General features: G+C 36.7%; 11 protein-coding genes. All 11 read left to right on the top strand.

Going from position 1 to position 13,011, the window contains the following annotated elements; translation table 11 throughout:
• Positions 1-99 precede the first annotated feature (99 nt).
• Positions 100-1,932, top strand: a complete 1,833-nt coding sequence (gene lepA, locus ACFQU5_RS01440) for a translation elongation factor 4 (RefSeq protein ID WP_390283974.1) — start codon at positions 100-102, stop codon at positions 1,930-1,932.
• 401 nt (positions 1,933-2,333) lie between these two features.
• Positions 2,334-2,663: a hypothetical protein gene (locus ACFQU5_RS01445; RefSeq protein ID WP_390283976.1), complete on the top strand. Its 330-nt coding sequence runs from the start codon at positions 2,334-2,336 to the stop codon at positions 2,661-2,663.
• A 157-nt stretch (positions 2,664-2,820) separates the two neighbouring features.
• Complete coding sequence (hemW, locus tag ACFQU5_RS01450; protein WP_390283978.1) at positions 2,821-3,966, top strand: radical SAM family heme chaperone HemW; 1,146 nt, start codon at positions 2,821-2,823, stop codon at positions 3,964-3,966.
• Between the two features lie 90 nt (positions 3,967-4,056).
• Positions 4,057-5,091, top strand: coding sequence for a heat-inducible transcriptional repressor HrcA (gene hrcA, locus ACFQU5_RS01455; RefSeq protein WP_390283980.1), 1,035 nt, complete (start codon positions 4,057-4,059; stop codon positions 5,089-5,091).
• 13 nt (positions 5,092-5,104) lie between these two features.
• Positions 5,105-5,674: a nucleotide exchange factor GrpE gene (gene grpE, locus ACFQU5_RS01460; protein WP_390283982.1), complete on the top strand. Its 570-nt coding sequence runs from the start codon at positions 5,105-5,107 to the stop codon at positions 5,672-5,674.
• A gap of 62 nt (positions 5,675-5,736) precedes the next feature.
• Positions 5,737-7,569, top strand: a complete 1,833-nt coding sequence (dnaK, locus tag ACFQU5_RS01465) for a molecular chaperone DnaK (protein WP_390283984.1) — start codon at positions 5,737-5,739, stop codon at positions 7,567-7,569.
• A gap of 168 nt (positions 7,570-7,737) precedes the next feature.
• A complete protein-coding gene (gene dnaJ / locus ACFQU5_RS01470) occupies positions 7,738-8,847 on the top strand; it encodes a molecular chaperone DnaJ (RefSeq protein ID WP_390283986.1) in 1,110 nt (369 codons plus the stop codon).
• A gap of 76 nt (positions 8,848-8,923) precedes the next feature.
• Positions 8,924-9,862 carry a 50S ribosomal protein L11 methyltransferase gene (gene prmA / locus ACFQU5_RS01475; protein ID WP_390283988.1) on the top strand — a complete coding sequence of 313 codons (939 nt, stop codon included), beginning with the start codon at positions 8,924-8,926 and terminating at the stop codon, positions 9,860-9,862.
• A gap of 110 nt (positions 9,863-9,972) precedes the next feature.
• On the top strand, positions 9,973-10,716 hold the full coding sequence (locus ACFQU5_RS01480) for a 16S rRNA (uracil(1498)-N(3))-methyltransferase (RefSeq protein ID WP_390283990.1): 744 nt from the start codon (positions 9,973-9,975) through the stop codon (positions 10,714-10,716).
• Between the two features lie 15 nt (positions 10,717-10,731).
• Positions 10,732-12,066 (top strand): tRNA (N(6)-L-threonylcarbamoyladenosine(37)-C(2))-methylthiotransferase MtaB, encoded by a 1,335-nt coding sequence (gene mtaB, locus ACFQU5_RS01485; RefSeq protein ID WP_390283993.1) that lies wholly within the window; start codon positions 10,732-10,734, stop codon positions 12,064-12,066.
• Between the two features lie 199 nt (positions 12,067-12,265).
• Positions 12,266-12,934, top strand: a complete 669-nt coding sequence (gene deoC / locus ACFQU5_RS01490) for a deoxyribose-phosphate aldolase (protein WP_390283995.1) — start codon at positions 12,266-12,268, stop codon at positions 12,932-12,934.
• The last annotated feature ends 77 nt before the right edge of the window (positions 12,935-13,011 follow it).

The raw sequence follows: 13,011 nt of genomic DNA on the forward strand, positions 1-13,011 counted from the left end.
ATCGGGACTTTTCGATAGAGTCCACCCATCTTTGGTTATTTCCGCGCGATGAGCGGAAATAATGCGTAGGAGGCGTATTTGATTAGGAGTGGACACGACATGAATCGAGAAGAACGATTAAAGCGACAACAAAACATAAGGAATTTTTCTATTATTGCCCATATCGATCACGGAAAATCTACATTAGCTGACCGTATCTTAGAAACAACAAAATCCATCACTGCACGTGAGATGAAAGCTCAATTGTTGGATTCCATGGATTTAGAACGTGAACGAGGAATAACGATTAAATTAAATGCAGTTCAGTTAAAATATGTAGCTAAAGACGGTGAAACCTACACATTCCATTTAATCGACACACCCGGTCACGTCGATTTTACATATGAAGTTTCACGAAGTTTAGCAGCTTGTGAAGGGGCTATTTTAGTTGTAGATGCAGCACAGGGAATCGAAGCACAAACTCTTGCCAATGTATATTTAGCCCTTGATAATGATCTGGAAATTTTACCGGTTATTAATAAAATCGATTTGCCTGCTGCTGATCCTGAACGAGTACGCGCGGAGGTTGAGGATGTAATTGGACTGGATGCCTCGGAAGCTGTTCTTGCTTCAGCAAAAGCTGGGATAGGCATTGAAGATATATTAGAGCAAATTGTGGAAAAGGTACCTGCTCCTACTGGGGATTCCGAAGCTCCTCTTCAAGCGTTAATTTTTGATTCTGTATACGATGCATATAAAGGGGTCATTATTTCCATTCGGATTGTAAATGGTACAGTCAAACCTGGGGATAAAATTCGCATGATGGCAACTGGAGCCGAGTTTGAAGTGATTGAAGTTGGCGTTCATACACCAAAATCGGTACCTCAAGCCGAGCTTACTGTAGGGGATGTAGGGTACTTAACAGCATCTATCAAAAATGTTGGGGATACACGAGTAGGGGATACTGTTACTTTTGCCAATCGTCCGGCTGAAGCACCGCTAGAAGGATATCGCAAATTAAATCCAATGGTATATTGCGGTCTTTACCCAATCGATACTGCGAGATATAACGATTTACGTGAAGCACTGGAGAAACTGGAATTGAATGATTCTGCGCTTCAGTATGAACCAGAAACTTCTCAAGCATTAGGTTTTGGTTTCCGTTGTGGTTTCTTAGGATTGCTTCATATGGAAATCATTCAAGAGCGTATCGAACGTGAATTTAATATTGATTTAATAACGACAGCTCCTTCCGTTATTTATGATGTTCATTTAACTGACGGCGAGCTTTTAAAAGTTGATAACCCATCTATGATGCCTGATCCACAAAAAATTGATCGTATTGAGGAACCTTATGTAAAAGCAACAATTATGGTTCCAAACGATTATGTAGGGGCAGTTATGGAGCTTTGCCAATTGAAACGCGGAAACTTCATGACGATGGATTATATTGATACGAGTCGTGTAAGTATAATTTATGAAATGCCGTTATCTGAAATTGTGTACGATTTCTTTGATTTCTTAAAATCAAACACGAAGGGCTACGCTTCATTCGATTATGAGTTAATTGGCTACAAACCATCTAAGCTGGTGAAGATGGATATTCTATTAAATGCTGAGCAAGTCGATGCATTAAGCTTTATCGTACACCGTGACTTTGCATATGAGCGTGGTAAAGTGATTGTTGAAAAATTAAAAGAGTTAATCCCGCGCCAGCAATTCGAAGTACCAATTCAAGCAGCAATCGGTCAAAAAATCGTTGCCCGTTCTACGATTAAAGCAATGCGTAAAAATGTACTTGCAAAATGTTACGGTGGCGACATTTCACGTAAACGTAAACTTCTTGATAAACAAAAAGAAGGTAAAAAACGTATGAAACAAGTAGGTTCAGTTGAAGTCCCGCAAGAAGCGTTTATGGCGGTACTGAAAATGGATGATAATAATAAGAAATAATGTTTAAAGCCTAAGAAATATTCTCAAGATCTTGAACTGATTGATTATGGCTACACAAAAAGCTGATTTGCCACCATAGTGATGCAAATTGGCTTTTTGTATGATCATACGCATCTGCTTTCTTGTGCATGTGGAAGAAACGTAGCTATCATATGGAAAGTTATGTCAATATTATTGATTATCATTTAACTTCAAAAGAGAATCTGTTTTTTATTGCAACATTATTTCATATATTGCAAAAAGTTAAAAAAAATTGTTTAAATATTGCTCTTTTAGAAATGTGATTCCTTTAGTACAATTTATCTATAAAAACCAATTGAACCGCTCTAATTTGTTATTTATTGGTATTTATATCAATTTTTTAGCTTCATATGAAAAACAGCGAAGGAGATGTATAATAGGTGAATAATAATATAGTAGAGGTAGCAATTCCTGAATGGTTTGAGTATGATGGATTAGTAGCACTAACAACAATCGTAAATGAACAGGATAGTTCAGTAGGGTTATTGTTAGCGGGAGACAATTTGGATAAGCATAGACCATATCGTCCAGTGGTACGTGTTTACTTAATCACGTTACAAGATGGAAAATATGAGTTTACAAAGGAAATGGGTGCATTTTCTTTTGATTCAAAAGAAGAAGTAAGCAGTTTTACAACTAGATTTTCTTCTTACTCAACACTTGAAATGTTTGTAGATCTATTTAAACAACAAATGAATATTACCATTTGAATTTTTTGAGGTCTGATTGTATTCAGATCTCTTTTTTTGTTGAAGAATATATTGAGCAATCCTTTATTGTATAGATTTAGTAGCATAAAATTGAATTATTATTATGATAGAGTACAATAGAGGATATGATATTTCTTAGAGAAAGAAGGGATTTTTAATGGCTCGAGGTGTTTACATACATATTCCTTTCTGTCATCAAATTTGTAATTATTGCGATTTCAATAAAGTATTTTTTAAAAACCAACCAGTGGATGAATATATAGAAGCAGTTGGCAAGGAGATAGAAATGGCTGTTAGGAAAACACCAGAACAATTTCAAAACATTGAAACTATCTATCTTGGCGGAGGGACTCCAACTGCACTTTCAGCAGATCAAATTGCAAGACTATTACATCATATAAATACCTTGCTTCCAACAAAGCAGCTTGTTGAATTTAGTTCAGAAGCAAATCCCGACGAATTATCAGTTGATAAGTTGGAGGCTATGATACATGGCGGGGTGAATCGATTAAGTATGGGCGTTCAATCCTTTGACCAAAAGCTTCTTGAAAAAATTGGGCGCACACATTCAAACGAGCATGTATTTGAAACCATTAGACAAGCCAAAAAGGTTGGCTTTGACAACATAAGCATTGATTTAATGTATGGTTTACCTGGCCAATCAATGGAGCAATGGGAAGATACTCTAGAAAAAGCATTGGAGCTAAATCTTCCACACTACTCAGCGTATTCTTTAATTGTTGAACCAAAAACCATTTTTTATATTCAGTACGCGAAAGGAAAGCTAAGCTTGCCTACAGAAGACCTAGAGGCCGATATGTATGACTTATTAATGCGACGAATGGAAGAAAAAGAAAAGAAACAATACGAAATAAGCAATTTTGCGATAGATGGCCATATATCAACACATAATAAAATTTATTGGGATAACGATGAGTATGCTGGTTTTGGTGCCGGTGCGCATGGTTATCTCTTAGGAAATCGCTATTCGAATCATGGGCCAATAAAAAAATATATTGAAACAATCAAAATTAGTGAACAACCTATTCTTCATAAACATGAAGTAACGTTTGAAGAAAAATGTGAAGAACAAATGTTTTTAGGTTTGAGAAAAAATGAAGGGGTATTATTTAAGGAATTTGAAACTAAGCTTGGCATTTCGATGAAAGAGCTTTATGAAAAACAAATAACTGCTTTTGTTAAAGATGGCTTGATAGTTGAAGATGAAAAAGGCATAAAATTAAGTCGAAAGGGTCGCTTTGTTGGGAATGAAATATTTCAACAATTTTTAATTGGAGAATAGAGCGATTCCGTTGACATCATATTAGAGATTTGATAATTTAATAATAGTATTAGCACTCCTTATTAATGAGTGCTAACAGAGGTGATGACAATGTTAACGAATCGACAATTACAAATATTGCAAGTAATCGTTGATGATTTTGTTACTTCAGCTCAACCAGTAGGATCACGCCAAATTTCAAAGAAAGATTGGATTACATCTAGTCCAGCGACAATCCGAAATGAGATGGCCGATTTAGAAGAACTTGGGTTTATAGAAAAAACGCATACATCTTCAGGTCGTGTACCATCTGAGAAGGGTTATCGATTTTATGTAGATCATTTATTGCAACCGATCTCCATGTCTAACCGAGAAATTGGCTTATTTCAATCTATTTATAAAAATCAAATTGTAGAGATGGAACAAGTAATTCGTGAATCTGCTAACATTTTGTCTGATTTAACTTCCTACACAACGATTTTACTTGGACCTAATGTAGGTAAACATCGCGTAAAAAGATTTCAGATTGTCCCTCTTTCTGAACAAACTGCAGTGGCAATTATTGTTACTGATAACGGACATGTTGAAAATCGAACAATTACACTCCCGCAAGGATTTGTTCCTTCAGATATTGAAAAGACGGTCAATATTCTAAATGAACGTTTAGTGGGTGTTTCATTATTAGAGCTACAAAGTAGACTTGAATTAGAAACTTTTTATGTTTTGAGGCAACATGTAAACACTGCGGATTCCTTTATCCAATCACTGAGGAATGTTGCAACCTTCCAAAATGAAGGGAAAATTTATTTTGGTGGAAAAACCAACATGTTAAATCAACCAGAGTTCCACGATTTAAATAAAGTTCGGGCACTCATGGAAATGATGGAAAAGGAAAGTCAAGTGATTTCTTTGTTCCATCCTGAAGACACGGGTATCCATATTCGTATTGGTTCCGAAAATAATCATATTGTTATGGATGATTTAAGTGTAATTACAGCTTCATACTCCGTAGGTAATGATCAAGAAGGGTCCATCGCCATAATTGGTCCTAAAAGAATGGATTATCAACGGGTTGTGTCGCTGCTTGATGTGATGCGAAGTGGACTTTCAAGTGCACTATCAAATAAAGTAAATGATGGGTTATAAGGAGGAAACATTCTTGTCTGAAACTACGGAAAATAAAGAAAATCTTGAAGAAGTAAATAACCAAACAAACGAAGAAGCAATGAATAGCATAGAAACTGAAGAGCAGGTAGAACTATCTGTTGAAGAGCAATTAAATGTTAAAGTTGCTGAGCTTGAAGCAAAACTGCAAGAAGAAGAAAGTCGTTATTTACGCCTTCGTGCAGACTTCGACAATATGCGTCGTCGTTCCCAGTTAGATCGCGAAGCGGCTGAAAAATATCGAGCTCAAAAGTTGCTGACAGAACTTTTGCCGGTTATCGACAATTTAGACCGTGCGTTACAGGTGGAAGTAAGTTCTGATGATGCTGTTTCTCTTTATAAAGGGATTGAAATGGTTTACAAAACTTTGATTGATGCAACTAAACAAGAAGGTCTAGAGTTAATCCCTGCTGAGGGAGAGGCATTTGACCCAAATGTACATCAAGCGGTAATGCAAGAATCAGACTCTGAAAAGGAAACTGGTATTGTATTAAGAGAGCTACAAAAAGGCTATAAATTAAAAGATCGCGTTTTAAGACCATCTATGGTTTCAGTAAACGAGTAATTCAGTAATCAAATGTGAAAAACACAATTTTCGTGTTTAAATATTAGGAGGCAAAATTTAAAATGAGCAAAATTATTGGTATTGACTTAGGTACAACAAACTCTTGTGTAGCAGTCCTAGAAGGCGGCGAACCAAAAGTAATTCCAAATCCAGAAGGTAACCGTACTACTCCTTCGGCGGTTTCGTTTAAAAATGGGGAAAAACAAGTTGGGGAAGTGGCAAAACGCCAATCAATCACAAACCCTAATACAATTTTGTCAATTAAATCAAAAATTGGTACTTCAGAAAAAGTTACAGTCGAGGATAAAGAATATACCCCTCAAGAAGTATCCGCAATGATTTTACAATACTTAAAAGGCTATGCAGAAGATTACTTAGGTGAAACAGTAACAAAAGCTGTAATTACAGTTCCAGCTTACTTTAATGATGCGCAACGTCAAGCAACTAAGGACGCTGGTAAAATTGCCGGTCTTGAAGTAGAACGTATTATTAATGAACCTACAGCAGCTGCACTTGCTTATGGTTTGGATAAACAAGACGTAGACCAAAAAATCTTGGTATTTGACCTTGGTGGCGGTACATTCGACGTTTCGATCCTTGAATTAGGAGACGGTGTATTCGAAGTACTAGCAACTGCTGGGGATAACAAACTTGGTGGAGATGACTTCGACCAAAAAGTAATCGACTACTTAGTAGAAGAATTCAAAAAAGACAATGGTGTTGATCTATCAAAAGACAAAATGGCAATGCAACGTTTAAAAGATGCAGCTGAAAAAGCGAAAAAAGATTTATCAGGTGTAACATCAACACAAATTTCATTACCATTCATTACTGCAGGAGCTGATGGTCCTCTTCACTTGGAAGTGAACTTAACTCGTGCAAAATTCGATGAAATTACTCGTGATTTAGTAGAACGTACAATTATTCCAACTCGTCAAGCTTTAAAAGACGCTGGTTTAAATGCTTCTGATTTAGATAAGGTAATCCTTGTTGGTGGATCAACTCGTATTCCTGCAGTACAAGAAGCCGTGAAAAAAGAAACAAACCAGGATCCACACCGTGGTGTTAACCCAGACGAAGTAGTAGCAATGGGTGCAGCAGTTCAAGGTGGTGTGTTAACAGGTGATGTGAAAGATATCGTATTGCTTGATGTAACTCCACTTTCACTAGGTATTGAAACAATGGGTAGCGTATTTACAAAATTAATCGAACGCAACACAACGATTCCAACTTCAAAATCACAAGTATTCTCAACAGCTGCAGATAACCAACCAGCTGTAGATATTCACGTGTTGCAAGGTGAACGTCCAATGGCTGCCGACAACAAAACTTTAGGTCGTTTCCAATTAGCAGATATTCCACCGGCTCCTCGTGGCGTACCTCAAATTGAAGTAACATTCGATATTGATAAAAACGGTATCGTATCAGTTAAAGCGAAAGACTTAGGTACACAAAAAGAACAAACAATCGTGATCCAATCGGATTCTGGTTTAACAGACGAAGATATCGAGCGCATGGTAAAAGAAGCTGAGGCAAATGCCGAAGCTGATGCAAAGCGCAAAGAAGAAGCAGAACTTCGCAATGAAGCAGACCAATTAGTATTCCAAGTTGATAAAACGATTTCTGATCTTGGTGAACAAATCACGGAAGATGAGAAAAAATCAGTAGAAGATTCAAAAGAAGAATTGAAAAAAGCATTAGAAGCTGGTGAAATCGAAGGAATTAAATCTTCGAAAGAAAAACTAGAAGGCGTATTGCAACCTTTAGTAATGAAAGTATATGAACAAGCGGCAGCTGCTGCACAAGCTGCACAAGGTGAAGCAGAAGCAGGTCAAGATAAAAAAGATGACGGCGTTGTAGATGCTGACTTTGAAGAAGTAAAAGACGATAAATAAGGTCTGAAATCGTTTATAGAAGAAAGTAGAAAAAGTCAAAGCCGAATATAACGGACTTTGACTTTTTCATTGTAATTGTAAAAGTAAGCTAAATAAAATCAATCTTCATATACAGTATTATACGAACATGTTAAAATATACGTTATGAAAAAGAGCGGAGTGTGACTGATGAGTAAACGCGATTACTATGAAGTACTTGGTGTTAGTAAAAGTGCAAGTAAAGATGACATAAAGAAAGCATATCGCAAACTTTCAAAACAGTATCATCCTGATATCAATAAAGAACCCGGAGCAGATGAGAAGTTTAAAGAGATAGCGGAAGCCTATGAAGTACTGAGCGATGATGCAAAACGTTCTCAATATGATCAATTCGGTCATGAAGGGCCAAACCAAGGTGGATTTGGAGGATCTGGATTTGGTGGTTTTGAAGATATCTTCAGTTCATTCTTCGGAGGCGGCGGACGTAGAGCTGACCCAAATGCTCCTAGAAAAGGTGATGATCTGCAATACCGTATGAACATCTCTTTTGAAGATGCGGTTTTCGGTAAGCAGACAGAAATAGAAATACCGAATGAAGAAACTTGTGACACTTGTAGTGGGTCGGGTGCAAAACCTGGAACTAGTACAAAAACATGTACAACATGTAATGGGGCAGGTGAGGTTAACCAAGCAGTTGAAACACCATTTGGCCGCATGGTTAATCGCCGCACATGTAATACTTGCCGAGGTACGGGTAAAATCATTCCAGAAAAATGTACAACATGTCATGGAACAGGAACTGTTCAAAAACGTAAAAAAATCAAGGTTACAATTCCCGCAGGTGTTGATGATGGTCAGCAATTACGTGTGACAGGACAAGGTGAACCAGGTATAAATGGCGGTCCAGCAGGTGATTTATACATCGTCTTTAACGTGAAAAGCCACGAATTCTTTGAACGAGATGGCGATGATATTTATTATGAATTAAAATTAACATTCCCGCAGGCTGCTCTTGGTGATGATATAGAAATACCTACAATACATGGGAAAGTGAAACTGAAAATACCGGCTGGTACACAATCAGGTGCTCAATTCCGTATAAAAGATAAAGGGGTTAAAAATGTCCATGGTTACGGTACTGGACATCAATATGTCATTGTTAAAGTAATGACACCAACAAAATTAACAGAAAAACAAAAGCAACTATTACGTGATTTTGCAGAAATTAGTGGTGATATTCCGGAAGAACATAGTAGTTCATTATTTGATAAAATTAAAAAAACATTTAAAGGTGAGTAATAGAACGATTAGTGTCCAAGTATGGACGCTTAACTTTGCTGCCTTGGGGACAAAATTTTAGAGGAGCTGATTGCAAGTGAAATGGACAGAATTGTCGGTTTTAACAACAAACGAAGCGGTTGAAGCAATTTCAAATATTTATCATGAGGCAGGCGCAAGTGGTGTTGTTATTGAAGATTCAACAGAAATGGAGAAAGAAAGAGTAGATCAGTTTGGTGAGATTTATGATTTGAACCCAAATGATTTTCCCGCAAGTGGGGTAATCGTAAAAGCGTACTTACCGGTATCTAGTTTTTTAGCAGAAACTGTTGAAGAAATTAAACTTGCAATCGCGAACCTTGAAAATTTTGATATTAATCTGGGGGATAATGTCTTCACTATGAGTGAAGTACATGAGGAAGATTGGGCTACTGCCTGGAAGCAATATTATCATCCAGTGAAAATTTCAGAAAGATTTACAATTGTTCCAACTTGGGAAGAGTATACACCGGTAAACACTGACGAGCTAATTATTGAATTGGATCCCGGTATGGCATTTGGAACAGGTACACATCCTACTACTGTGATGTGCTTGCAAGCATTGGAAAAAGTTGTGAATCAAGGAGATTCGGTTGTAGATGTTGGAACTGGTTCCGGTGTATTAGCAATTGCCTCGGCAATGCTTGGTGCAAAGAAAGTTCATGCTCTTGATTTAGATGCAGTTGCTGTTAAATCTGCAAATGAAAATATTGTACATAACAAAGTACAACAAATTGCAAAAGTACACCAAGGGAACTTGCTTGATACGGTTACAGAGCAAGCGGATGTGGTTGTTGCGAATATCTTGGCTGAGATTATTATTACGTTTACAGATGATGCCTTTTCGATTGTTAAACCAGGTGGGCTTTATGTAACTTCTGGTATAATTAATGCAAAAAAGGATGATGTAAAAAAAGCATTAGTAGGTTCTGGTTTTATTATTGAGGAAGTGTTGATGATGGAAGATTGGGTGGCCATCATTGCACGACGACCATAAACAACAAAGGAGTTGTCCCAATAATATGGGGCAGCTCTTTGTTATTTTACTGGATAAAAAAGTTTTGGTATGTTTGGATAACTACAAATAAGTGTTTTTGGAGGTACTTAATGCAACGATATTTTGTACATGAACCCTTTAATGAATTAAATGAATTAACAATAACAGGAGAAAACGCCCGTCATATTTCCAAAGTTATGCGCATGGAAAGTGGTGAAGAGATTATCCTAGTACATGCTGATACAGCGTTTATTTGTGAAATCGTTTCAATCGGACAAGACGTAATTGTAAAACAAACAGGCAAAACGATTCCTTCGCCTGAAATGCCGATAAAAGTAGACATTGCATGCGGATTACCGAAAGGGGATAAGCTTGAGTTAATCACTCAAAAAAGTACGGAACTGGGGATGAATGCGTTAATTCCCTTTAGTGCTGAGCGGTCTATTGTAAAATGGGACGAAAAAAAAGGCGAGAAAAAAACAGAACGATTACAAAAAATAGCGCAAGAAGCTGCAGAGCAATCGCATAGAACCCGTATTCCTACTATTATGAATCCAGTATCCTTTAAACAGCTACTAACTCTTGTATCGCAATATGATGTGGTATTTATTGCTGATGAAGAAGATGCGAAAAAAGAAACCCGAACAAGATTTGCAGATAAACTTAAAAAAGTGTATGATAATGAATCGAAGTCAATTTTATTAATTTTCGGTCCTGAAGGCGGTATATCAAGAAACGAAGCAAAAAGCTTATTACAAGCTGGAGCGGAAACAATGTCTCTTGGACCAAGAATATTACGAGCAGAAACAGCGCCATTATACGCGCTGGCTGCTATATCATATGAATTTGAATGAAAGAGGTGTTAGCCAGTGTCAACAGTGGCTTTTCATACTTTAGGCTGTAAAGTAAACCATTATGAAACTGAAAGTATATGGCAGCTTTTTAAAGAACAAGGATATGAACGTACTGAATTTGAACAGCAAGCAGATGTATATGTAATAAATACTTGTACGGTAACCAATACAGGAGATAAAAAATCTCGTCAGGTCATTCGTCGTGCAGTTCGTCAAAATCCAGATGCGGTAATTTGTGTTACAGGGTGTTATGCACAGACTTCACCAGCAGAAATCATGGCGATTCCAGGTGTAGATATTGTTGTAGGGACACAAGATCGTCAAAAAATGTTAGGTTATATTGAACAATATAAAGTAGAACGCCAACCGATTAATGCGGTAGGGAACATTATGAAAAATCGCGTTTACGAAGAATTAGATGTTCCTTATTTTACGGACCGCACTCGTGCTTCTTTAAAAATACAAGAAGGCTGCAACAATTTCTGTACATTCTGTATTATTCCTTGGGCTCGTGGTTTAATGCGTTCACGTAATCCACAAGAAGTAATTCGTCAAGCACAACAGCTGGTTGATGCAGGGTATCTTGAAATCGTATTGACTGGTATTCACACAGGTGGGTATGGACAAGATTTCAAGGATTATAACTTAGCGCAATTACTTCGTGACATAGAAGAAAATGTAAAAGGATTAAAACGCTTACGTATTTCTTCGATAGAAGCTTCACAATTAACGGATGAAGTAATTGAAGTCTTAAAAAATTCTAATATAGTTGTCCGTCATTTACACATTCCAATTCAATCCGGATCAGATACAGTGTTAAAACGTATGCGACGCAAGTATACAATGGAATTCTTTGCTGAGCGCTTAGAACGCCTAAATGAAGCTTTACCTGACTTAGCCATTACATCCGATGTAATTGTTGGATTCCCAGGTGAAACGGAAGAGGAATTCATGGAAACATTTAACTTTATTGCAAAACATAAATTTGCGGAGCTGCATGTTTTCCCATTCTCCAAACGAACTGGTACACCTGCTGCAAGAATGGAAGATCAGGTTGACGAAGATGTGAAAAATGAACGTGTACATCGATTACTGACACTTAACGACCAATTAGCAAAAGAATATGCTTCTCGTTTTGAAGGGGAAGTATTAGAAGTAATTCCCGAAGAACAGTACAAGGAATCTACTCAAACAAATATGATCGTAGGGTACACTGACAACTATCTTCGTGTTGTTTTTGAAGGAAATGAAGAGATGATAGGTAAACTTATTAAAGTAAAAGTACAAAAAGCAGGATATCCATATTGCGAAGGTACTTTTGTACGTGTTTTAGAAGAACAGGTTCAATAATATTCATAAAACGGCAAAATCTTAAATGGTTTTGCCGTTTTTATTTATAGTTATCAAATAATTTTACGAATAAAAACGTTAAACCATGGAAAAGTAACATGATGTGATGCTCATATTGAATTAACTGTCATTTCACAATAATTTACTTTAATGGTATTATGGAAGAGGTACGTACAACTATAAAAAAGGAGTAATTTTCATGACTCAAAATTACGCTGCAATGATCGATCATACTTTATTAAAAGCTGAAGCAACAAAAGATCAAATCGAGAAAATTTGTGAAGAAGCGCTAAAATATGAATTCGCTTCTGTTTGTGTTAATCCAACTTGGGTTAAAAAAGCAAGTGAGTTATTAGTAGGTTCAAACGTAAAAGTTTGTACAGTGGTAGGATTTCCATTAGGAGCAACAACACCTCAAGTGAAGGCTTTTGAAACAAGTAATGCTATTGAAAACGGTGCTGGGGAAATTGATATGGTAATCAATATTGGAGCATTGAAAGATAGTAATTATGAACTTGTACTTGAAGACATTAAAGCAGTTGTTGAAGCTGCAAATGGAACGTTAGTAAAAGTGATTATGGAAACTTCTCTTTTAACAGATGAAGAAAAAGTAAAAGCTTGTGAGTTATCTGTTGAAGCGGGTGCTGACTTTGTAAAAACTTCAACTGGATTTTCAACAGGCGGTGCAACAGCCGAGGATGTTGCCCTTATGAGAAAAACAGTTGGACCAGAAATTGGTGTGAAAGCATCTGGTGGTGTAAGAAGCCTGGAAGATATGCAAAAAATGGTTGAAGCTGGTGCGACTCGAATTGGGGCAAGCTCAGGTGTATCAATAATGAATGGATTAATTTCAGATTCTAATTATTAATTTTAATATTGCTATTGACTGTATTTGTACAATACGATATAATTCTTTAGTACACAACTAACATATGTTGATTGTGT

Origin of the sequence: Ureibacillus sp. GCM10028918 (assembly GCF_042666115.1) — a bacterium.
Lineage (GTDB): Bacteria > Bacillota > Bacilli > Bacillales_A > Planococcaceae > Ureibacillus.

Excerpts from the sequence above, each read along its gene's own strand:
- lepA (WP_390283974.1), top strand. The coding sequence starts at position 100 with ATGAATCGAGAAGAACGATTAAAGCGACAACAAAACATAAGGAATTTT.
- hemW (WP_390283978.1), top strand. The coding sequence starts at position 2,821 with ATGGCTCGAGGTGTTTACATACATATTCCTTTCTGTCATCAAATTTGT.
- hrcA (WP_390283980.1), top strand. The coding sequence starts at position 4,057 with ATGTTAACGAATCGACAATTACAAATATTGCAAGTAATCGTTGATGAT.
- dnaK (WP_390283984.1), top strand. The coding sequence starts at position 5,737 with ATGAGCAAAATTATTGGTATTGACTTAGGTACAACAAACTCTTGTGTA.
- dnaJ (WP_390283986.1), top strand. The coding sequence starts at position 7,738 with ATGAGTAAACGCGATTACTATGAAGTACTTGGTGTTAGTAAAAGTGCA.
- ACFQU5_RS01480 (WP_390283990.1), top strand. The coding sequence starts at position 9,973 with ATGCAACGATATTTTGTACATGAACCCTTTAATGAATTAAATGAATTA.
- deoC (WP_390283995.1), top strand. The coding sequence starts at position 12,266 with ATGACTCAAAATTACGCTGCAATGATCGATCATACTTTATTAAAAGCT.